Genomic DNA, 21363 nt, shown 5'->3' with positions numbered 1-21363 from the left:
TCAGGTGCCGATCTCCCGGGTGAAGCCGGGCGGGATCACCACGTCGGAGGGGGTCAGGTCGTGGACGGAGGCGTGGCCGAGGCCCAGCAGCGCCGAGTCGATCCCGTTGCGCAGGACGTCGAGCACGTTCTCCACCCCGGCCTGGCCGTTGGCGGCCAGCCCCCACAGGTAGGCCCGCCCGATCATGACGGCGCGCGCACCGAGCGCCAGCGCCTTGATCACGTCGCCGCCGCGCCGCACGCCCCCGTCCAGCAGCACCTCGATCTGCGAGCCGACCGACTCGGCGATGGCCGGCAGCAGCCGGATGCTGGCCGGGATGCCGTCCAGGTTGTTGCCCCCGTGGTTGGACACCGAGATCGCGGTGGCTCCGGCCGCCACGGCCCGGCGGGCGTCGTCCAGCCGGCTGATGCCCTTGACCATGAACGGGCCGCCCCACCGCTCCCGCATCCACTCGACGTCCTCCCAGGTGGGAGGCGGCGTCTGCATCCACTTGCCGTACGTGCCGAAGAACGTCGGGGCCGGCTGCCCCGCCGGGACCACGTTGGGCACCGTCAGATCGGGCAGGCGACCGGATCTGACGAAGTCGAGCAGCCAGCGTGGCCGGGTCAGGGCCTGAGGCGACAGCTTGACCATGGCCTTGAGGTCCAGCCGGTCGGGAATCCACGGGCTGCCCCAGTCGCGGCCGTGGGAGAACGTCCAGTCCAGCGTCACGATCAGGCCCTTGACGCCGGCGGCGCGGGCGCGCTCCATCTCCGCCGTCATGGACTCCTTGGTGCCCATCCAGTACATCTGGAAGAAGGTCTGCGGGTTGGCCGCGACGACCTCCTCGACCGGCTTGCTGGCGAAGTTGCTCAACCCCATGACCGTGCCGCGGGCCGCGGCCGCGCGCGCGACCGCCACCTCGGCGTCCGGGTGCACGGCCTGCACGCCGGTCGGTGAGATGAGCACCGGCAGGGACACGGGCTGGCCCATCACGGTGGTGGACAGGTCACGCTTGGCGGGCAGGTCCGCGACATGGGGCGCGAAGCCGAGTTCGGCGAACGCGCCCATGTTGTCGCGGTAGGTCACGCCCTTCTCCGAGCCGGCCAGCAAGGCCGCGTACACCGACCTGGGCAGGCGGCGCCGGGCCCGGCGTTGCGCCGCGGCCACCGTCTCGAACCAAGCGGGCATCACAGACCTCTTTCCGGGGATACGGCCAGTCCGGCCAGCGGGCTCTCCGCGCAGGCGCGCACCGGCGGAGCGGCGGGGCGCGGGCCGATCCGCACCGGGACGCGGCGGGAGTGATCCTGGCTGGGCCGGGGCACCGTCCGCCCGGCCGCGGCCAGGGCGTCGGCCGCGTGGCCCTGTACGCATTCGGGGTCGGGGCCGTCCAGCGGCAGGCCGGTGAAGAACTTCGCCGCCATGCAGCCGCCCCGGCAGGAGTCGAAGAAGGCGCATCCCGTACAGGCGCCGCCGGTCTGCGGCGAACGCAGCTCCGCGAACAGCTCCGACTCGCGCCACACCCGGGCGAAACCTCCCGGGGACAGCAGGTTGCCCGCGCGGAAGCGGTCGTGGATCGCGAACGGGCAGGCGTACACGTCGCCGATCGGATCGATCAGGCACACCACCCGGCCCGCACCGCACAGGTTCAGCCCCGGCAGTGACTCGCCGTAGCCGGCCAGATGGAAGAACGAGTCGCCGGTCAGCACGTCCTCACCCGATCGCAGCAGCCATTCGTACAGGTCACGCTGCTGTTCGGCCGTCGGGTGCAGCTCGTCCCACACGTCCGCGCCACGGCCGGAGGGACGCAGCCGGGTGAGCCGGAGCGTCGCCCCGTGAGCGTCCGCGATCGCCTTGAACTCATCGAGCTGGCCCGCGTTCTCGCGCGTGACGACCACCGACAGCTTCGCGTTCTCGAATCCGGCGGCGGCCAGGTTGTCCAGCGCGCGCATCGCCGTCGCGTACGAACCGGGCCCGCGCACCCGGTCGTTCACCTCGGCCGTGGCGCCGTCCAGGGACACCTGCACGTCGACGTAGTCGGTGGCCGCCAGGCGCCGGGCCCGCTCGGGCGTCAGGCGCACCCCGTTGGTCGAGAACTTCACCCCGACCCGGCGGCTCACCGCGTAGTCCAGCAGGTGCCAGAAGTCCGGCCGGATCGTCGGCTCCCCGCCGCCGATGTTGACGTAGAAGACCTGCATCGCCTGCAGCTCGTCGATCACCGCCTCACACTGCCGCGTGCTCAGCTCGCGAGGATCGCGCCGCCCGGACGAGGAAAGGCAGTGCACGCACGACAGGTTGCAGGCGTAGGTCAGCTCCCAGGTCAGGCAGATCGGGGCGGCGAGGCCGAGTTCGAACCGCTTGACGAGCCCTCCGCCGGCCGTACCGGTACGGCCTCCGGCCGGTTGTGCGGCCTGCGGCGTGAGCGCCGCTCCCGGCGTACGCCGTCTGATCATGTCGGCGTCGGCCAGGGCGCTCAGCGCGGAGGAGTAGGCGGGCCACTGCTCCGGGGACACCCCCGCCAGGACCAGCGCGGTACGAGCGTCGGGCAGGCCGGCGAGCGCGCGGACGACGGAGACCAGCTCCGGGCGTTTCATGAAGGACAGACGCCGGTTGCCGAAGTGGTAGGCCAGCGCGCCGAAGGGTTCCGGCCGCAATGCCACATTGGGAGAAAGCTCCCATGCGTCATTCAGCAAGCTTGTCATCGCGTGTTCCGATCTTGGCTAGTAGACGCCGCACATGCCATCGATCGACACGTCTTCGAGCAGCATGTCCTCGGTGAGCACGTCGGACTCCTGAGCGGTCTCATCAGGCAGGCCGGTCGCGATGATCGGGTCGTTCATGACTCCTCCTTCGTTGAATGACGTTGCCGTGCTTCATGGGGTGGGTGGCAGGCGGGCAGCCTCGGAGATCCGACCCTGTCATGTCGGCCGCCCGAGGCATTGAGCACGAGCGCCACCCGCTTGGAACGACCTGCCAGCACAGGCGTGCCGGCCGGTCGCCCTCATCGGTCAGCCGGCGGAGAGGCCGCCGTCGACGGGGAACACCCCGCCGGTGCAGTAGGCGGAGAGGTCGGAGGCGAGGAACACCACGAGCTTCGACACCTCCTCCGGCTCCGCGACGCGGCTGATCGGCTGGGACCACAACCAGGTGTCGAAGTCGAAGTACTCGTTCGTGGCGAAGTGCGCCTTCTCGTGCTCCAGCATCGCCGTGTTCACCGCTGACGGGGCGATGGCGTTGACGCGGATGTTCTCCTTGGCGTAGGTGATGGCCATCGATCGTGTCAGTCCCAGCACGGCGGCCTTGCTCGCCTGGTACGCGGCGTACCCCCAGCTGCCCTTGAGGGCCTGGACCGAGGAGGTGTTCACGATCACACCACCGCCCGTCGCCTTCATCGCGGGAATCGCCGTGCGGCAACCCCGCAGGATGCCGGCCGCGTTGGTCTCCATGATCAACGCCCACTCCTCGTCGGAGCACTCCTCCACCGCCGACACCTCGCAGACGCCGGCGTTGTTGACCAGGATGTCGAGCGAGCCCTTGTCGTCGACGAGCTCCGTGACGACCTCGTTCCACGCTGCGCTGTCCCGCACGTCCAACCGTGCGTAGCCGGCGCCGTGACCCTTGTCCCGGAGCTCCTGCGCCGCTGCCTTGCCCTGGTCGTCCAGGATGTCGGTGAGGAGCACGTACGCTCCCTCTTCCGCGAGGTGTCTCGCGTGAGACGCGCCCTGTCCGCGGGCGGCTCCCGTGACGATGGCGACCTTGCCTTCAAGCAGCATGGCATTGACCTCCTGTTTCAGTTCGATTCAGATCGGATGTGGCGGTTCATCCGAGTCGGAAGACGACGACCTTGCGCACCGTCTCCAGCGTCGTCCAGCGGCAGGTGTCTCCAGGAGCGAGCACGCCGGCGTCTCCGGGCCCGAACTCGAGGACCCGTCCGTCGGGAAAGTCCACGCGCGAACGTCCGCTGACGATGACGAACGACTCGTTGCCCTGGACGTCGTCGAGGACGCCGGGCGTCATCTCCCACACCGCGCCGACCTCGCTCCCGTCCTCCCGCTCCCAGAGCATGGAGACCGTGACCTCCGCTCCCGGTGTCAAGCGCTCGGGAGCGACCGGATACGGGTCCATACGCACGTCGGTCGGCTGGAATCTCGCACTCACCATGACGGCACTCCCTGTTGCTGGCTGATTGCGGTGGGGCCCCTCTAGGAGCCCGCCACCAGGTGGGACAGTCGGGGGGCCACTTCTGAGCCGAGAAGTTCGAGGCTGCGCCGATAGGTGTCCGGCTCCCGGCCGCGGCCAGGGGCGCCCATGAGCAGCGTGCCGAAGCCGCCCACCTCGGCATGAAACGCCTCGATCTTCTTGGCGACCGTCTCCGGCGAGCCGATCAGGAAGAAGTTGTCCACGAGCCACTCCAGGCAGAGATCGTGCTCGGGCACGTCGGCTCCCGCCAGGAGCGAGCCCAGTCCGAGGTCCTTGAACAGGGGGAGGTTTACCTTGGACCAGACCTCGCCCAGGGGGCCGCTCAGCACCTGCTCGCGGGCTTCCTCGTCGGTGTCCGCGAGCCAGACATCCCTGGTGACGCGCCAGCTCGATCGGCGTGGAGTGTGCCCGGCGGCCTCGGCCGCCTCGGCGTAGGTCTCCCAGTGCCGGATGAGCGTCTGGCTCGACACCTCCTGGCTGACCGGGCTGTGGCCTCGCTTGCCGGCCTCGGCGAGAGTCGGCGACTTCGGCTGCATGCCCGTCATCAGGATCTCGGGATGCGGCCTCTGGAGAGGCTTGAGATGCGGACCGTTCACGCTGGACGAGAACTCGGGCATGTCGGCGGTCCAGTACCGCCCGTCGATACGCCACGGTCCGGGCTTGGTGAAGATCGCCTGGATGATGTCGAGACCCTCGGCGAGCATGCGCGCGTTCTCCATGCCTGTCCCGAAGAGCTGCGCGTCCGTCGGGAAGGCACCCGGCGCGACGCCCGCGACGTATCGTCCACCGGTCAGGTGATCAAGCCAGATCATCCTGTGCGCCAGTGCCACAGGGTTGTGGTAGGGAACGAGATGTCCGAGGGCTCCGAGCCGGACGCGAGTCGTCTGCTGCGATGCCGCGGCGATCATGAGCTCAGGGGCGGGACTCGGCTCGTGGCCGAGGGTGTGGTGCTCGGCGAAGAAGACTTCGTCGAGGCCGTACTGATCGGCCCATGAGGCGACTTGCAGGTCCCAGGCGATGACGTCGGAAACGCTGTCCGTACCGGCCGCATAATCCAACGCGTACGGGACGCACAAGACCGCGAACCTCACTCTTACCCTCCATAGATCGACGGAAATGCCTTTCACCAATGCGCGACTTCAAGACCGGCACGACCGTCGGCACTCCCGCCCTGCACGTGCCGCAGACCACGGAAACCGCTCGCGAAGAAGACCATGGGATCGTCCGCGTGCGACTCCACATGGAGCTGGACAATCTCCAGGACGACGATTTCGTGGTCCCCTGCCTCGTGCGACTCACGAATCGCGCATTCGAACCAGGCCTGAGTGCCGTCGACCACGACGGCCCCGGACGCCAGCCGCGTGACCTCCAGACCCGCGAACCGATCGGCCTCCTTCGAGGCGAGCCGCCGCGCGTGGGCCTGCTGCGCCCGGCTCAGCACGCTCACCCCCACCACGCCTGCCTCCCGGAGCCGCGGCCAGGTCGTCGACGACAACTGGATGCACACGCTGAGCAGCGGCGGATCGAGCGACACCGGCATGAACGCCGAGACGGCCATGCCCACGCGCTCCTGTCCGTGCATCGCGCAAACCGCGACCACGCCCGTGGGAAACTTCCCGAACGCCGTCCTGAGAAGACGCCCGTCCAGGGGGGCCTGAGCGTAGCCGTTCGCCATGTGTTGACTCCTCAGCCGTACGATGCAGACGTTTGTCTTCGTCCCAGGGTCCTCCGAACGGCTCGGCGGGCATTGAGCCTGAGCGCCGTCACGGTGTGTGCGAGTGCCAGCCCGCCGGTCAGGCCGCGGCGACGTCGAAATTCTTGTTCGCCATCTCATCGCCGTTGTCAATGGCCTTGCCCATGAAGGCCCCGAGCACCGGCGTGTGGATGAGACGCAGCCAGAGGCTGCGGTAAAGGTGTTCCTTGCGGTCGTGGGGAGTGAAGAGTGTGCGCAGTTCCAGAGCGCCCTTCTGCTCGTGCAGGACGAATGGCCGCATGCGCTCCTCCCACCTCATGAGAGCTTCCGCCATATCCCCCCGGTGACGGTCCAGCATGGTGCCGAGCAGTTCGCCGCCGGCGATGGCTGTGGAGGCGCCCATGCCCGAGTAGAGGGACAGGCACCACGCGGCGTCGCCCACCAGGACGATCCGGCCGCGATGCCAGCGTGGCATCTTGACCTGGTTCACCGAGTCGAACAGGAATTCCGTGGCCTCTCCGAACTCGACCAGCAGGTGCTCCAGCAGAGCGCCGGGAGGTTCAGGGCCGAAGGCCGCCCGGATGGACTCGATCGGCGGCCGGGTGAACTCGCGATCGACATCGGCGGTGCGATAGGAGAACATCAGGCCCGGTCCACGGTTGCTGAAGGGGAAGGTCCATACCGAACGTCCCGGCTCCGCCAGCACCAGCCCCTCGTTCAGGGAGAAGCCTTCGACCGGCTCGTTCAACGTGGTCGTACCGATCATGTACTTCAGCGGGCGCAGGTATTCGGGGTGCGGGCCGAAGACCAGTTGACGGATGGTGGAGCGGGTCCCGTCGGCGCCGATGACCAGGTCGAACCGATCCGTGGTCGTGGCGCCTGTGGCGGTGTTGCGCAGGGTGACCTCGACGCCCTGGTCGTCCTGAACCAGCTGCGCCGGCACGGTGGAATAGCGGATCTCCACATCGTCGGGCAGTGCGGAGAACAGCCCCCGCTCCACATCGCCGCGCAACAGGGTCCGTGGCCTGCCGGGCAGGTCGGCGAAACCCACGCCTGGGCGACGGCGTCCCGCGCGGTTCACCTCGTACGCGGCGAAATCCTGGTGGGTGCGATCCCCGATGGCGTCCAGCACGCCCAGCCGCCGCGCGGAAGCGGCGCCGGCACCGAACATCGCGATGAAATGGCCGCCGGAGCGACGCGCGGAGGCCCTTTCGACAAGAAGCGGTGTCCAGCCGATCTGTTGCAATCGCAGGGCGGTGGCGATTCCGGCGATGCCCAGTCCTACGACAAGTGCCCGGCGACGCGCCCGGTTCGACATATGCAGCCTCCTTCGGTGCGGTCCCGACGGGCCTGGGCCTCGTATCGGGGCTCACCGTGTTGCCTTCTCATGCGTTAGGTAGGCGTGGACGCACTTCACCCCTTGTCGTTGGAAGACGCCCCCGCCTCCGGAAGAGGCTGCCAGCCGGCGCCCGGTCCGCCATAGGACGAAAGCGTCGCCCAGTTGCACAAGGAGGCCGATGGCCGAAGGCGAACTGTCAGAAGGTGATGAGACCGCGGATGTTCTTGCCGTCCCGCATGTCCTGGTAGCCCTGGTTGATCTCGTCCAGCGTGTACGTCGCGGTGATCATCTCGTCGAGCTTGAGCCTGCCCTCCTGGTAGAGGCGCAGCAGGCGAGGGATGTCGCGGCGGGGATTGGCGTTGCCGAAGATGCAGCCGACGAGCTCCTTGCGCTGCATCGACAGATCGAACAGATTGAGCTTGACGTCCTCCTGGTGGATCGGGGCGACCGCGGTGACGACGCCCCGGCCACCCTTGGTGACCATGTTCATCATCGGCTGGATGAGGTCGCCGGTCGCGACGCCGGTGCACAGGATCGCCTTGTCGGCCATCGCGCCCCAGGTCAGCTCGCCGGCCTTGGCCGTGGCCTCCTCCATGGAGGCCGCCGTGTGGGTGGCGCCGAACTCGGCGGCCTTGTCCCGCTTCCAGCCGACCGGGTCCACGGCCAGCACGTGACGCGCGCCGGCGAGCGCGGCACCCTGCACCGCGCCCATGCCGATCCCGCCCAGCCCGATGACGACCACGGTCTCTCCCGCGCGTACGTCGGCCGCGTTGACCGCCGAACCCCAGCCGGTCGTGACGCCGCACCCGACGAGCGCGGCCTTGTCCAGCGGAACCCCGTCATCGATCTTGACGCAGGAGCTCTCGGCCACGACCGTGTACGGGGCGAACGTCCCCGCGCAGGCCATGATGCCCAGATCGACGCCGTCCGCCGTGTGGTGCCGGGCCGTCATGTCGGTGACCTGACGCCCGGCCAGCAGGAACGCGCCGAGGTCGCACAGATGCTGCCGGCCGCGCGCACAGGACGAGCATCGGCCGCACGCCGGAATGAAGGACAGCACGACGTGGTCGCCCTCCTTCAAGGTGGACACCCCGGGCCCCACCTCGACGACCTCGCCCGCGCCCTCGTGACCCCCGATGATGGGGAACTGCTTGACGCCCGTCAACGCCGCGACTTCCGGGCTGAGCACCATGTCACCCGTGAGGATGTGCTCGTCGGAGTGGCACAACCCGGAGGCCGCGAGCTTGATCTTCACCTCGCCGGCCTTCGGGTCGTCCAGCTCGATGTCCTCGACGTGCCAGGGCTTGTTCTGTTCCCACACGATCGCTGCCCGCGTCTGCATGCTCTCACCCTTGAGGTAGGACCATCGCGGCAGTCGCGCTCGTCCTCGAGACGGCCCCCCGATGGAGAGTTTGTCGTAGGTGATTCTGCGCGCGAGCAGAGCGATGCTTATTGGCTTACAGCGCCATCGGATCGCACGCATGCGACAAGTCGCGGCACCTTGGGAAGCGAATGACGCTGAGGTTCCACCGGTCGGCACGGACCGGCAAGTCAACTGCCGATGGTGACCGCGACGCTGTCCTCACACCACCTCGAACCCCACCGAAGCGGCCCGGAACGAAGACGAGGAGCCCCCCTTGACCGAGCGCACCTACAACCTGGCCGACCTCCTGGAGATCCTCGCGACAGCGGACCCGGACAGGCCGGCGCTGGTGGCCGGCGACGTGCGGCTGTCCTACGGCGACCTGAACGCGCGGGCGAGCAGGGTCGGCCATCACCTGGAGCGGGTGGGCATCGAGCCGGGCGATCACGTGGCGATCCTGGCGTACAACAGGGCCGAGTGGCTGGAGTCGATGTTCGGGACACACAAGATCAGAGCTGTGCCGATCCCCGTCAACTACCGCTACGTCGCGGCCGAGCTCCGGCACGTCCTGGCTGATTCCGACTCCGTCGCGATCATCGGGGAGCGCTCGCTGCTGGCCCGCGTCGAGGAGGTCCGCGGCGAACTGCCGAAGCTGCGCCACGTCATCGTCATCGAGGACGGGGGAGAGGAGACGATCCCCGGCGCGGTGCCCTACGAGGAGGCCCTCGCGGCGGCCTCGCCCGCCGACGATTTCCCGCCCCGCTCCAGCGATGACCGCTACATCATGTACACGGGCGGCACCACGGGTTACCCGAAGGGCGTGGAATGGCGCTGCGAGGACATCTTCTTCGGCGCGCTCGGAGGCGGCAGCTCCGGGAACACCCCGATATCCCGCCCCGCTGAGATCGCGGAAGCCGCGAACCAACCCGGCACCGTCATCCTGAACTGCGCGCCCGTGATGCACGGGGCCGGTCAGTGGATGACGCTCATGGGCCTGTTCATCGGGGCCAAGGTCGTGCTCTACACCGAGCGGGCGTTCGATCCCGAGCAGGCACTGGACCTGCTGTGCGCGGAGGGGGCGAACGTGGTGATGATCGTGGGTGACGCCATGGGCCGCCCGATCGCCTCGGAGCTGGCCAAGGGCCGGCATGACACCGGTTCGCTGTACGCGCTCTCGTCCGGTGGAGCGCCGCTGACCCCCGCCGTCCGCGACGCTCTTCGCGACCAGTTGCCCGACGTCCGTTTCGTCGACAACTACGGCGCTTCGGAGACCGGGGTCGGCGGCGCCTCCGCCGCGGGCAGGAGCACCGGGACCGCGAGGTTCACGATGGGCCCCGACTGCACCGTACTCGACGACGATCTGCGCGTCGTCGCACCCGGTCAGATCGGCAAGCTGGCGCGCAGCGGGCACATCCCCCTGGGCTACTACAACGACCCGGTCAAGACCGCGGCCACCTTCTTCACCGACAGCGCAGGCACCCGCTGGTCGATCCCCGGAGACTTCGCCACCCTCGAGCCTGACGGGACCATCGTGCTGCTCGGCCGCGGCTCCTTGGTGATCAACAGCGGCGGCGAGAAGATCTTTCCGGAGGAGGTCGAGGCGTCCCTCAAGGAGCATCCCGATGTCTGCGACGCGATCGTCATCGGTGTGCCCGACGAGCGGTTCGGCCAGAAGGTCGCGGCGGTGATCTCCTCTCATCCCGGCAAGGACATCCTCCTGGAGGATCTCCACGCGTTCCTGGCCGACAGGATCGCCGGTTTCAAGCTGCCTCGCGAGCTCAAGCTCGTCACCGAGGTCAAGCGCACGGCCGTCGGCAAACCCGACTACAAATGGGCCGCCTCCGTCTTCGGCTGATCCGGTTCTGCGATGTCGAACGCCTCGGGGGCCAAGGAAGGGAATGGCCTGCATGGGTCATCCCGCGAGCCCGGCAGCCGTCCCGACGTGCTGATCGTCGGCGCCGGCGGAGCCGGTGCGGTGCTCGCGGCGAGGCTCAGCGCCGATCCCAGCCGGTCGGTGCTGGTCCTCGAAGCAGGGCCGGTCCCGGCCGGCGGATTTCCCGCCGGCCTGCTCGACGCGCGGCTGGTGCCCGGCGCACGGCCTGACCTGCCTGCCACGAACGTCTATCCGGCAGAGCTCACGCCAGGACGGCCCTACCTCGCGGTACGCGGCAAGGTGCTCGGCGGCTCGACGACCGTCAACGGCGGCTACTTCATCCGGGCCCGGGAGGCCGACTTCACCCGCTGGGCGGCGGCGTCCGGAGATGCCCGCTGGTCCTACGCGGCGGCGCTGCCCTTGCTGCGCCGGCTGGAGAACGATCTCGACATGGGAGATCCGGACCTGCACGGCAGGACCGGGCCGATCAAGGTCCGGCGGACTTCCCTCACCCACCCCGCGGCACACGCCTTCGCGCAGGCCGCACGGGAACTGGGCCACGCCGCGGAAGCAGACAAGAACGCCCAGGGCCCGCCGGGGTTCGGGCCGGTCCCCGTCAACGCGGACGGCGGCGTCCGGATCAACACCGGGGCCGCCTACCTCCTGGGCGTCCTGGCCCGCCCGAACCTCACCGTGCACGGCGACTGCACCGTGCGCTCCATCGTGCTGCGGCGAGGACCGGGTGGCCTGCGCGCGGCGGGCGTTCTCGCGGTCCGGGACGGCCGTGCCGAGGTGATCGAGGCGGGCCGGGTCGTTCTGTGCGCCGGGGCGTTCGGCTCCGCGCACCTGCTCCAGGTGTCGGGGATCGGCCCGGCCGGCGTACTGGCCGCCGCCGGGATCGAGGTCGTCCATGAGCTCCCCGCCATCGGCGCAGCCTTCAGCGACCATCCGCAGGTCGTCGTGGACTGGACGCCGAGCCGTCCGCTGCCGGAGCCTGAGGAGAGCTGGCTGGGCGGTGCGCTCCATCTGAGTTCGGACGGAGGCGAGCCCGGCGACCTGGAGATCCTTCAGTCGCTCGTGCCTATGGCAGGCCTCGTCCGGGGTGAGACGGCGGTGCCGGGAGCGCCCCATGCGCTCCTCGTCTCAGTGCAGACTCCCCGGGCGCTCGGCCGGTTGTGCGCGACCTCGCCCGACCCGGACACCCCGCCTCGCATCCGCTACCGCTATCTCGCCGAGGCGGAGGATCGGCGGCGGATGCGAGAAGCGGTCAGGGCCGCCGTGGCGATCGTGGGATCGCACGCGTTCGCCGAGCTGACCGCCGGGCCGGCCGAGCCCGCGGGCCTGGACGACACCGCACTCGACGGGTGGGTCGCCACCCGGCTCGGCACGTCGCAGCACACCTGCGGGACGGTCCCGATGGGCCGCTCCGGCGATCCGGCGGCGGCCGTGGACGGCTGCGGCGCGGTGCACGGAGTGGCCGATCTGACCGTCGCGGACACCTCGATCCTGCCGACCGCCCCCCTGCGCGGCCCGGCGAACTCGGCCGTGCTGGTGGGAGAGGTGATCGCGGCAGCGCTGGCCTGAGAACTCGGGAACGGCGCACATCGCCGACACCGTGGCACGCAGACGCAATGCGTAGATCGCCGCAACAACCAGACTTTTCGGCGTATGTCGGGCGGTGCCGAGGTTCGCCCACGCCCGACAACGGAGGGGGACCGAGAGTGCTTGACGACAGCGGCGCCAGAGGAACGGATACGGAGGAGCCCGTCCCGGGTGGTGTCGTGCCCAGGCGTGGCAGGAAAGGCCCAGAAGACGGATCTCCTCGGCTGATCCTGCTGACCATGGCCAGCGCCGGGTTCCTCCTGTCGATGATCCAGAGCACCGTGGTACCGGCCCTGCCGCTGATGGCCGCCCAGCTGAACACCTCGCCCGCCACGGTGGCGTGGGCGACCACCGTCGTCCTGCTGAGTGCGTCCGCCATGACCCCCTTGATGGGCAGGCTGGGGGACGTCTACGGCCACAAGGTGGCCTTCGTCGGTGTGCTGACCGTGACCCTGGCCGGCAGCCTGCTCGGAGCCCTCACCCACAGCGTGGGACTGCTGATCCTGGCGCGGGCGCTCCAGGGCGTGAGCCTCGGTCTCTTCCCGCTCTCCATGAGCGTCCTCCACCGGGAGATGCCCTCGCACCGGCTGGCCGGCTCGATGGCCATCACCGCGTCCGCGATGAGCGTCGGCGGATGTCTCGCCCTCGTCGCGGGCGGGCTGCTGACACTGAACGGCGCGGACTACCGCCGCATCTTCTGGCTCAGCGTGGTGCTGTGCTGCCTCGTCCTGTTGCTCGCCACGCGGCTTCCACGACGGCGCGGGCCGGGCGGACGGGTGGACTACGCAGGCGCCGCACTGCTGGCGTCGGGCCTCTCGGCGCTGTTGCTGCCGATCTCCCAAGGAGAACGCTGGGGCTGGGCCTCGGCCCTCGTGCTCGGGCTCTTCGGCATCGCGGCGTTCGCACTCTGCGCCTTCGTATGGCGTCAGGCCCGATCGCCGCATCCCCTGGTCGCCATCGGCATGCTCAAGAAGGGCCCCGTGCTGGCGGCGAACGTCGCCGGCTTCTGCGTCGGCCTCGCCATGCTGATCCTCTACATGGGCGCCACCTACTTCGTACAGGCGCCGGCCGGCTCGGGATACGGCTTCGCCGCGGACGGCCTCAGGACGGCGTTCGTCTACATGCTGCCGGGCGCCATCGCCGCCATCCTGGCAGGTCCCGTCCTCGGCTCGCTGGTCCAGCGATTCGGCCCCAAGATCGTTCTGGTGTCGGGCGGCCTCGTCGGTCTCGGGGCGATGCTCATGTTCACGTTCCGGCATGACACGACCGCCGACGTCGTCATCGCCATCGTGATCGGCGACCTCGCCATCGCCGCCGCCTACGCCTCGATGCCGGTGCTGCTCGTCGCGCATGTGCGGCCCGAAGAGACCGGAGTCGCGAACTCGATCAACTCGATCACCCGCACCATCGGCGGAGCCGTCGGGGCGGCGGTCGTGGGGGCTCTGATGGTGAGCGACATCAAGACGGTCGTCACCGCTACAGGGCCGATCGAAGTGCCGCTCGAGGGCGTTTACAACGAGATCTTCCTGCTCGGAGCCGTCTTCTTCGCCGCAGCCGCCGTGGCGGCCGCACTCGTCAGGACCTCCCCTAACAGAACGTGACCATGAACCCGGTAAGGAGAGCCATGTCAACGGCCAACACGCTTGCGGCGACCGCCGGAGGCGTCAGCGAGAACCACGGTTCACTTCACATCGGTGACCTTGAGGTGAACTTCTTCGACTCGGTCGAGGAGCGCGGCGATTTTCCTCCGATCGTGCTGGTCCACGGGACCGGGGGCAGCACCCGCAGCCATTTCAGCTTCCTGTTCCCCATGCTGGCGGCCAGGCAGAGAGTGGTGGCGGTGGACCTGGCCACGCCGCAGGGCCCGCCGGAAGAGGGAACGGCCCGGATGGCGGAGCAGGTCCAGGCGGTGATCGAGAAGGTCCTGCCCGCCCGCCCCGTGACCCTCGCCGGCTATTCGCTCGGTGCGGTGGTCGCCGCCACGGCCGCCGGCGCCCGACCGGACCTGGTGGGCGGGCTGGTCCTGATGGCCGGCTGGTTGAAGACCGACGCGCAGCAGAGGCTGCGCAACGATGTCTGGCACGCCCTGCGGCAGTCGGACGCCGCAGCGCTCCGGCGTTACCAGGCCTTCTGCGCCTTCAGCGCACCTCTCCTGGCGATGTTGAGCGAGGGCGAGATCGAAGCTCTCGTCGCGAGCTTCCGTACGGACGACGTCATGGCGGCCCAGATGGAGATCAATCGGCACGTGGATCTCACGGAGATCGCGCCGAAGATCACCTGTCCCACCCTCATCGTGGCCGGCACGGACGACTTGATGACGCCGTTCAGGCAGTCCAAGCGGCTCTTCGGCGCCATCGCGGACGCCCGGTACACCGAGATCACCTCCGGCCACGCGATGGTCGTCGAGCGGCCCGCCGAACTGGTCCACCTGATCGCCGCGTTCAACGCCGACCCGAACGAGTATCCCGCGGGCGCGACCCTGCCGGCCCGTCGCCCCTGACCGCATCCCTCCGTACTTCTCCTCGAAGGAGCCTGACGTGCCCACCTCCACCCCAGACGCGTTGCGCGACGTTTCAGTGATCATCGTCGGCGCCGGCTTCTCCGGCCTCGGCCTCGGCATCCAGCTCCGCCGGCGCGGCGAGACCTCGTTCGTCATCCTGGAACGCGCCGATGACGTCGGCGGATCGTGGCGGGACAACACCTACCCGGGCGTCGCATGTGACGTTCCCTCGCCGCTCTACTCCTACTCCTTCCGGACCAACCCCGACTGGTCGCGGATGTTCGCGCCCGGCCAGGAGATCTGGGACTACCTGCGCACGGCCGCCCGGGAGGAAGGCCTGGAGCCGCACCTGCGCTTCGGCGCGGACATGCTCGAGGCCCGCTGGAGCGAGACCGACCACCGCTGGACGGTCCGGACTCCGCAGGGCGAGTTCCACGGTGACGTCCTGGTCGCCGCGACAGGACACCTGACGGACATCAAGCTTCCAGAGGTCCCGGGCCTCGACACCTTCACGGGCGAGCTGTTCCACTCCGCCCGCTGGAACCACGACTTCCCGCTGGACGGAAAGCGCATCGGCGTGGTGGGGACCGGAGCCTCGGCGATCCAGATCGTTCCACAGCTCGCGGAGATCGCCGAGCGGTTGGTCGTGTTCCAGCGTTCGGCGCCCTACATCCAGCCGCGCCGGGACCGCGACTTCTCCGAAGCGGAGAAGAATCTCTTCCGCCGTGATCAGCGCACGGTCGAGGAGATGCGGGAGATGCTGTTCTGGTACAACGACTCCCGGTTCGCCGCCCGTCGTCTCGTCGACGACTTCCTCGCCGAGGCCATGTGGCAGGCGTTGAGCCATCTGGAAAAGCAGGTCCCAGACCCTGAGCTGCGCGCGACGCTCACCCCCGACTACACGATCGGTTGCAAGCGGGTCCTGCTGTCCGACGACTACTATCCGGCCGTCCAAAAGCCCAACGTGCACCTCGAAGCGGCAGCCCTGGAACGGGTGGCGGGCTCGACGGCGTTCAGCGCCTCCGGACAGGGGTTCGAGCTCGACGTCCTGGTCGTCGCGACCGGCTTCGAGACCTACGACCTTCCGTCGTCGTACCGGATCTTCGGACGTGCAGGGCGGTCCCTCGCCGACCACTGGTCGAACGGGATGCAGGCCTACAACTCGATCGCCACGGCCGGGTTTCCCAATCTCTTCCTGCTGAACGGGCCGGGGACCAGCTTGGGGCACAACTCGGTCATCTACATGATCGAAGCCCAGGTCGACCACCTGCTCGCGGCGCTGGACTGGCGCTCCGCGCACGGCGGGCGGGTCCTGGAGGTCTCTTCCGAGATCGAGAACGCCTTCGCGAGGCGCCTGGACGAGGTGGCCGCAGAAACGGTGATCATCCGGGGCGGATGCAGCAGCTGGTACCTCGACCCCCGCAACGGGCGGGCGACGCTGTCCTGGCCGGACTTCGCCCACCGCTTCCGGGACGAGTGCGCGCCCTTCGACCCGGCCGCGTACGACGGGGACGAGCGGGCCTTGCGCGTCTGACGGAACACCGCACGGGAAGCCGGCTTTGGGCCCCTCCGAAACGTCGATCGGAGTCCGCAGCCTCCGATCGACCGCCTGCCGTCCGGGGCGCCGAGTTCAACGGCGCACTCCACGCTCCGAACGGCAGGCTTCAGCCGGCAGCTCTGGGTCGAGGTGGCGTCTCGCGGCGATGGCATGGCGCGGATTTCCTATGGGGCCGCGCTGATGGCCCAGGAAAGTAGGTGTGCCCCAACTTCACGTATAAGGAGACGCTCATGGGCCTGCTGGACGGCAAAGTGGTGTTCATCACCGGCGGAGGCCGCGGACAGGGCCGCGCCCACGCTCTCGCGTCGGCACAGGAGGGCGCGGACGTCATCCTCACGGACATCGACGCTCCCATCAGGACGGTGCCGTACGACCTGGCAGGCAAGGAAGACCTCGCCGAGACGGTTCGCCTCGTCGAGGATCTGGGCCGGCGTGCTCTGCCGTTCGTCGCGGACGTGCGTTCTCAGCAGGCGCTGGACGACGCCGTCGCCCAGGGCATCGCCGAGTTCGGCAGGATCGACTGCCTCATCGCCAACGCGGGCATCCTCACCGAGGGGAAAGTCTGGGAGCTGGACGACGAGACCTGGCAGGACATGATCGACGTCAACCTCACGGGGGTATGGCGCTCGGTCAAGGCGGTCCTGTCCCACATGATCGAACGGAAGAGCGGCTCCATCGTCATCACCGCCTCGTCCAACTCCGACGACCCCGACCCCGGCATCGCGCACTACACGGCGGCGAAGGCCGGCGTCATCGGCCTGATGAAGAACGTGGCGGTGGAGGTCGCGCCCTTCGGCATCCGCTGCAACGCGATCAAGCCCGGCTTCATCGCCAGCGAGATGACCTCGTGGCAGGGCATGCTGGACCGCTACGCCGGCCACGAGGGCGGGACCGTCGAGCACATGCACCAGGCCGGCTACTACTTCAACGCGCTGCCGATGCCCATGATGCAGCCGGAGTCGACCGCCAGGGTGGCGCTCTTCCTGAACTCGGACCTGGCCGCCTATGTCACCGGCCAGCACTTCTTCGTGGATGCAGGCCACTCCGTCCTCTCGCGGACCAACCTGGGCGCGGTCATACCGTCCGCCGAAGACTGACGTACGGACGGGTTCTCCCTTACGCGAGGCGCCAGCGTGGCACTTCAACAGCATCGCCCCGGTCGTCAGGCAGGCCCCAGCACCGTCGCGGGCCTGCCACGTCCTGTCGAAGTCCGCCCGCTCACGAGACGAGATCTGGGTGCGGTGGATGGCCTCGGGTCCGCACGGCGGCGTCGTCCTGCGCGAATCAGAACAGGCAGTGGGACATGCGGCCGGGTGCGGAGGCCCCCTTCCACAGGGAACCTCAATCCGCCAGTAGGTGGCGCAGGACGTAAGGCATGATGCAGCCGTGCCGGTAGCAGGCGGCTTCGCGGGCGGTGTCGAGGCGGAGGCGGGCCTGGAAGGTGATGGCGTCGGCGGCCACGGTGAGCGTGGGCGGGCGGTCCGGTCCGTCGAGCGCGGCCCGCCCGGAGACCGTGATGGTCTCACGGCCGGTCAGGCCGAGCCCGTCCGCGCCCTGACCGGGGAGCAGCGGGAGCACACCCCCGCTGGTCGAACCGCTGCAGCACCTATCGCCTGGCGTGGCCCGCGCCCAGGAGGCTGACCTCGCCCGTCAGCAGTGGCCGGGTCGTGATCAAGAAACGGTGGTGCGTCTTGGATGGCGGGGCAGCGGGACAGCAGGATGCGTTCGGCGTCGGGGGTGGCTGATGAAGATCGGCGGTAGTTGCGTGATATCCGGTATCTGTGCAGTGGCGGTCTCCTCGGCGGTCACACCGATGTGCCGCAATCGGCGCACTCGGGCTTCGGCCGGCTCCGGCCGGGTGGACGAAGGACTTCGCGGCTAAGGACCGCTTGGGGGCCGAATCACGGGGTGAGACGGTGTCAACCAAAGGATGTAGCTCGATTCCTCAGATGGCAGGAGGCCGTGCGGACAGCGCCTGAATGGGGTGTTTCGAAGACTTGGCCCGACCAAATCCCTCGAAAGGATTCTTCATGGCCTCAGCCCGTAAAACGCTTGTCACCGGCTCGATAACTCTTGTGGCAGGGCTGGCGCTCTGGCTGTTGGGATCAGGACTCGGATCGGAGTCAGGGTGAAGGGCATGATCGTGGCACCGGCCATCGCGAGCACGGCATGCGCCCCCGTCCGGCGAGGAAGAGCGGCAGGTAGGAGAGCGGGGCCGCCGCGGACCGATCCGAGTGGGCGTGGTCACTTCCCGGCGTCCAGACGGGCGGCCACCTCGGTTGCTGCCCGCCGGCCCGACAGGATCGCGCCGTTCATGGTTCCCGACGTCTCATCGGCTGTCTCGGTGCCGGCCCAGTGCGCCAGCCCGACCGGCTCGCGAAGGAACCGTCCGAATGTCGTCCATGCTTTCGGCCCGACCGCCGGATTCGGCCCGCCGGGGGCGAACGTGTCGTTGCCCCAGGAGAAGTCGGTGTAGTCGATGGCGTGGCGCGCGGGCTCACCGTACATGTGGGTGAGCTGCCTCACGACGCGGCGGTGTCGCTCGTCCTTGTCGTACGCGTCGAACCCGCGTGCGTCACAGAACACCATGAGGATGCCGGGGCTGCCGGCGGCGGGGGTGACGTCGAAGGTGAGGAAGACGGTCTCGTCGTCGGACATTCCCTCTCCCGACAGGCCTTCGTCTCGCCAGAAGGGGCGGTCGTAGGCGACGAAGGCCTTGCTGAGCGCTCCGAGCCGCCAACTGCGGGAGAGCCCGTAGTGGGGCTCCGGGAGGGCGGGCGTGAACTCGATGGTCGAGCGGTGTGCCGGCGACGCCGTCACGATGACGTACCGCGCCTCGATGGTGTGCTTGCTGGTCTCGACGGTGACGCGCTCACCGACTGTGGTGATGCGCTCTACGGGGGAGTCGACGAGCACGGGGGACTCCAGCGTGTCGGCGAGCCTGCTGACCAGCGTGTACGTCGTTCCCAGCACGCGGTCCTGCTGGTCACCGCCCTCGACGGAGAGCATGTGCTCGATGCCGCCCAGGGTCTTGATGTAGCGCATCACGTTGAACAGCGACACCTCGCCGACGGGCGCACCCCAATGCACCAGGCTGAGGACATTCAAGAACTTCCGGGTGTCCTTCAGGGCGTGCTCCGCGGTCAGCCACTCGCCGAGCGACATCGAGTCATGCCGCGCGGCATGGGGGTGCTCCCAAGGCGATGAGACGGGAAGGTCGTCGACCATCTTCTGCAGCTCTCTCAAGATGCGCCAGACGTCGAGCATCACCCAGGGCGCCAGGGCGGTGAGGCCGTCGATCTTGCGCCTGCCCCCGAAGGAGAGGACCCCCTTGCCAGGGCGGAACTGGGGCATGAACTCGCAGCCGAGCCGGCTCGCGAGATCGCGTACCGCTGCGTGGCCCGGAGCCACCCACGTCGCTCCGGCATCGACGGAGACACCCGCGATCTCGGCCTTGCGGATACGTCCGCCGACGCGATCGCGACCCTCGACGACGACGTCATGCCCGGCTCGGGCGAGCTGATCCGCCGCCGTGAGCCCTGCGAGTCCGGCACCGACCACGACGACGTCGGTGGATCGGGTACTGGCACTGTTCATGTTCGCGCTCCGTTCGTGTGTGGCCTGCCGGCCTCTGCCAGTTACTGTACTGACAAGTCAGTACAGTTCCAACTCGGTGAGTTCACTCGTCGGTACGGATGATGGGGAGAACCCATGGGGACAACCGGCCCGGTCGCCAGCCCCTCCACAGCGCAGACATGTCGCTCGGCCGACGGTGAGTGCCGTGGCCGTGCCGGGCGCGAGCCTGCTCAGGCGCACGATGGACATGACGATCCTGGGCCACGCGCTGCTGGACGCGGCGGCCGAACAGTGGCTCTTCCGCGCCCGCATCAACCGGTCACGGCCCGCCGTGCACGAGGTCATCGCCAGAGGAGCGAACAGGCCGGACCTCGCGGCACCGGCGGCGCCGAACGGAGGTCGTCGATGCGCCCGAAGCGGTGTTAGGAGCCGGGAGTGGTGAGGTTCTCCAGCTCGGTGCGCAGGGCGACGAGCTCCGCGCGGTCGGGCTTGAGCCCCCATCCCGTCATCAAACCGGCGCCGTCGACGGCGTTGAGGATGACGGTCCGTGCTCCCAGGGAGAGTCCGTCTTCGGCCATCTCCGCCTTCCAGCGGACCCCGTCCTCGGCGACGAGCTCGGGGACACCAGGGGCAGCCGCGAGGGCGGCCAGGAGGAACAACCGCTCGCCGACCGCGTCGATCTGGTCGCCCTCCAGCGACGCACGGATGAAGGCGCGTGCCAGACGGCCAGGCGCCCGGCCGTCCTCGACGCGGTCCTGCACTGCCTGGTGGAACTGGGCAATCGCGTCGCGGGCCAGCGCGATCCACAGCGCGTTCTTCGAGCTGTAGTGGTAGATCACCGCCCCGCGGGTCAGGCCGGCCGCGACTGCCACGTCGTCAAGGGTCGCCCGGGCTCCCTGCGACACGACGACGCCCCTTGCGGCGTCCAGGATCAAGCGCTTGGTGTCTTCGGGCCCTCGTCCTGCTGTGCGTCCCATCAGTCTCTCTCACGTGCAGTAGTGACATCTCTCGGGGCCAGTGTGCTCGGCCACCACGCGACCAGGCGAATGGCCCGCCTGCGGCTGTTGAACCTCGTCAGCGTCGCCGGGATGGTGGCGCTGCGTCCCCGGTGCTGAGCCCCGCGGTCCGCGCTGTGATGCTCTGTGCCGTTCTGGTGAAGGGCCGGACGCCGGACTCGAACCGTGCGAAGGCGGACGTGACGTCATCCGTCTCCCGCAGGGACTCGGCCGCCGTCTTCGCGCCCGGCAACGACGCATACGCCCCCACCCCGCACACCGGGTTGATGCAGTGCGTGGCGTCGCCCAGGAGCACGGCCCGGCGGGTGTGTCTGCGCGGCAGCCGCACGTGCGAGATCCGGGTGTCAGTTGGATGTCCTCTGGCTTCCGTGCTGCCACCGCAGCCCGTCAGTGAATGGGCCCATGGTCTCAGAAGCTCTGAACTGGCCTGACTGGTCAGTATAGTTACTGAGAAGGAAGATGATGTCAATCTCCTGTAGGTGTAGAGACGGGTCCTAACCCAGCGGCCTCAATCGGAGCCGATGACGCCTGCCTCGGCCCATGGTCGGGATGAAGATTCCGTCCACGGTCCCGCCCCCGTGTCACGCTCGACGGCTGCTGGCGAGTGTCATTGGCGATCTTGATCGCTAACCCCGGCAGAGCCCCTATACGGCCAGGCGCTGAG

At 68.9% G+C, this 21363-nt stretch carries 19 protein-coding genes; 7 read left to right on the top strand and 12 right to left on the bottom strand.

Annotated features, from left to right (window positions below; all coding sequences use genetic code 11):
- The 9 genes from mftD to HD593_RS40590 form a co-directional block, all read right to left on the bottom strand.
- On the bottom strand, positions 1-1170 hold the full coding sequence (mftD, locus tag HD593_RS40630; protein ID WP_185107587.1) for a pre-mycofactocin synthase MftD: 1170 nt from the start codon (positions 1168-1170) through the stop codon (positions 1-3).
- Entirely contained in the window at positions 1170-2681 is a 1512-nt protein-coding gene (mftC, locus tag HD593_RS40625; RefSeq protein WP_185107584.1) for a mycofactocin radical SAM maturase, read from the bottom strand. Before mftC ends, mftD begins: the two co-directional genes overlap by 1 nt.
- Before the next feature lie 18 nt (positions 2682-2699).
- Entirely contained in the window at positions 2700-2819 is a 120-nt protein-coding gene (gene mftA, locus HD593_RS40620) for a mycofactocin precursor MftA (RefSeq protein WP_185107582.1), read from the bottom strand.
- A 168-nt stretch (positions 2820-2987) separates the two neighbouring features.
- Complete coding sequence (locus HD593_RS40615) at positions 2988-3752, bottom strand: SDR family NAD(P)-dependent oxidoreductase (RefSeq protein WP_185107580.1); 765 nt, start codon at positions 3750-3752, stop codon at positions 2988-2990.
- A 46-nt stretch (positions 3753-3798) separates the two neighbouring features.
- Positions 3799-4140: a cupin domain-containing protein gene (locus HD593_RS40610; protein WP_185107578.1), complete on the bottom strand. Its 342-nt coding sequence runs from the start codon at positions 4138-4140 to the stop codon at positions 3799-3801.
- 41 nt (positions 4141-4181) lie between these two features.
- Positions 4182-5306 carry an LLM class flavin-dependent oxidoreductase gene (locus HD593_RS40605; protein WP_221525226.1) on the bottom strand — a complete coding sequence of 375 codons (1125 nt, stop codon included), beginning with the start codon at positions 5304-5306 and terminating at the stop codon, positions 4182-4184.
- On the bottom strand, positions 5303-5854 hold the full coding sequence (locus HD593_RS40600; RefSeq protein WP_185107576.1) for a flavin reductase family protein: 552 nt from the start codon (positions 5852-5854) through the stop codon (positions 5303-5305). The genes HD593_RS40605 and HD593_RS40600 overlap by 4 nt, the downstream gene beginning before the upstream one ends.
- Before the next feature lie 118 nt (positions 5855-5972).
- Positions 5973-7190, bottom strand: coding sequence for an FAD-dependent monooxygenase (locus HD593_RS40595; RefSeq protein WP_185107574.1), 1218 nt, complete (start codon positions 7188-7190; stop codon positions 5973-5975).
- A 217-nt stretch (positions 7191-7407) separates the two neighbouring features.
- On the bottom strand, positions 7408-8553 hold the full coding sequence (locus tag HD593_RS40590) for an NDMA-dependent alcohol dehydrogenase (protein WP_185107572.1): 1146 nt from the start codon (positions 8551-8553) through the stop codon (positions 7408-7410).
- A gap of 295 nt (positions 8554-8848) precedes the next feature.
- On the opposite strand from HD593_RS40590, the gene HD593_RS40585 reads away from it, so the two are divergent.
- The 6 genes from HD593_RS40585 to HD593_RS40560 all read left to right on the top strand — a co-directional run bounded on the left by HD593_RS40585 (position 8849) and on the right by HD593_RS40560 (position 17204).
- A complete protein-coding gene (locus tag HD593_RS40585) occupies positions 8849-10429 on the top strand; it encodes an acyl-CoA synthetase (RefSeq protein ID WP_185107570.1) in 1581 nt (526 codons plus the stop codon).
- Positions 10430-10441: 12 nt separating this feature from the next.
- Positions 10442-12031: a mycofactocin dehydrogenase MftG gene (gene mftG / locus HD593_RS40580; RefSeq protein ID WP_185107568.1), complete on the top strand. Its 1590-nt coding sequence runs from the start codon at positions 10442-10444 to the stop codon at positions 12029-12031.
- Positions 12032-12288: 257 nt separating this feature from the next.
- Positions 12289-13650: an MFS transporter gene (locus HD593_RS40575; protein WP_185107566.1), complete on the top strand. Its 1362-nt coding sequence runs from the start codon at positions 12289-12291 to the stop codon at positions 13648-13650.
- A 23-nt stretch (positions 13651-13673) separates the two neighbouring features.
- A complete protein-coding gene (locus tag HD593_RS40570) occupies positions 13674-14549 on the top strand; it encodes an alpha/beta fold hydrolase (RefSeq protein WP_185107564.1) in 876 nt (291 codons plus the stop codon).
- 37 nt (positions 14550-14586) lie between these two features.
- Positions 14587-16083 (top strand): flavin-containing monooxygenase, encoded by a 1497-nt coding sequence (locus HD593_RS40565; protein WP_185107562.1) that lies wholly within the window; start codon positions 14587-14589, stop codon positions 16081-16083.
- Between the two features lie 254 nt (positions 16084-16337).
- On the top strand, positions 16338-17204 hold the full coding sequence (locus tag HD593_RS40560; RefSeq protein WP_185107560.1) for a mycofactocin-coupled SDR family oxidoreductase: 867 nt from the start codon (positions 16338-16340) through the stop codon (positions 17202-17204).
- A gap of 244 nt (positions 17205-17448) precedes the next feature.
- Here the strand turns inward: HD593_RS40560 and HD593_RS40555 are convergent, their stop codons facing one another.
- A complete protein-coding gene (locus HD593_RS40555; RefSeq protein WP_185107558.1) occupies positions 17449-17685 on the bottom strand; it encodes a hypothetical protein in 237 nt (78 codons plus the stop codon).
- A gap of 666 nt (positions 17686-18351) precedes the next feature.
- Positions 18352-19704, bottom strand: coding sequence for a flavin monoamine oxidase family protein (locus HD593_RS40550; protein WP_185107556.1), 1353 nt, complete (start codon positions 19702-19704; stop codon positions 18352-18354).
- A gap of 184 nt (positions 19705-19888) precedes the next feature.
- Here HD593_RS40550 and HD593_RS40545 point away from each other — a divergent pair, with 184 nt between their 5' ends.
- Complete coding sequence (locus tag HD593_RS40545; RefSeq protein ID WP_185107554.1) at positions 19889-20125, top strand: hypothetical protein; 237 nt, start codon at positions 19889-19891, stop codon at positions 20123-20125.
- Here HD593_RS40545 and HD593_RS40540 read toward each other — a convergent pair.
- On the bottom strand, positions 20106-20660 hold the full coding sequence (locus HD593_RS40540; protein WP_185107552.1) for a TetR/AcrR family transcriptional regulator: 555 nt from the start codon (positions 20658-20660) through the stop codon (positions 20106-20108). The genes HD593_RS40545 and HD593_RS40540 overlap by 20 nt on opposite strands.
- Between the last annotated feature and the right edge of the window lie 703 nt (positions 20661-21363).

Source organism: Nonomuraea rubra (genome assembly GCF_014207985.1).
GTDB classification, from domain to species: domain Bacteria; phylum Actinomycetota; class Actinomycetes; order Streptosporangiales; family Streptosporangiaceae; genus Nonomuraea; species Nonomuraea rubra.
Note: the sequence above shows the minus strand (reverse complement) of the source record. Positions and strands in the feature narration are given on the sequence as shown.

What these genes read in the sequence shown, in the direction of transcription:
- HD593_RS40615 (WP_185107580.1), bottom strand. Translation starts at nt 3,752, where the DNA reads ATGCTGCTTGAAGGCAAGGTCGCCATCGTCACGGGAGCCGCCCGCGGA.
- HD593_RS40560 (WP_185107560.1), top strand. Translation starts at nt 16,338, where the DNA reads ATGGGCCTGCTGGACGGCAAAGTGGTGTTCATCACCGGCGGAGGCCGC.
- HD593_RS40550 (WP_185107556.1), bottom strand. Translation starts at nt 19,704, where the DNA reads ATGAACAGTGCCAGTACCCGATCCACCGACGTCGTCGTGGTCGGTGCC.
- mftC (WP_185107584.1), bottom strand. Translation starts at nt 2,681, where the DNA reads ATGACAAGCTTGCTGAATGACGCATGGGAGCTTTCTCCCAATGTGGCA.
- mftG (WP_185107568.1), top strand. Translation starts at nt 10,442, where the DNA reads ATGTCGAACGCCTCGGGGGCCAAGGAAGGGAATGGCCTGCATGGGTCA.
- HD593_RS40570 (WP_185107564.1), top strand. Translation starts at nt 13,674, where the DNA reads ATGTCAACGGCCAACACGCTTGCGGCGACCGCCGGAGGCGTCAGCGAG.
- HD593_RS40610 (WP_185107578.1), bottom strand. Translation starts at nt 4,140, where the DNA reads ATGGTGAGTGCGAGATTCCAGCCGACCGACGTGCGTATGGACCCGTAT.
- HD593_RS40575 (WP_185107566.1), top strand. Translation starts at nt 12,289, where the DNA reads ATGGCCAGCGCCGGGTTCCTCCTGTCGATGATCCAGAGCACCGTGGTA.
- HD593_RS40540 (WP_185107552.1), bottom strand. Translation starts at nt 20,660, where the DNA reads ATGGGACGCACAGCAGGACGAGGGCCCGAAGACACCAAGCGCTTGATC.
- mftA (WP_185107582.1), bottom strand. Translation starts at nt 2,819, where the DNA reads ATGAACGACCCGATCATCGCGACCGGCCTGCCTGATGAGACCGCTCAG.
- HD593_RS40590 (WP_185107572.1), bottom strand. Translation starts at nt 8,553, where the DNA reads ATGCAGACGCGGGCAGCGATCGTGTGGGAACAGAACAAGCCCTGGCAC.
- mftD (WP_185107587.1), bottom strand. Translation starts at nt 1,170, where the DNA reads ATGCCCGCTTGGTTCGAGACGGTGGCCGCGGCGCAACGCCGGGCCCGG.
- HD593_RS40600 (WP_185107576.1), bottom strand. Translation starts at nt 5,854, where the DNA reads ATGGCGAACGGCTACGCTCAGGCCCCCCTGGACGGGCGTCTTCTCAGG.
- HD593_RS40595 (WP_185107574.1), bottom strand. Translation starts at nt 7,190, where the DNA reads ATGTCGAACCGGGCGCGTCGCCGGGCACTTGTCGTAGGACTGGGCATC.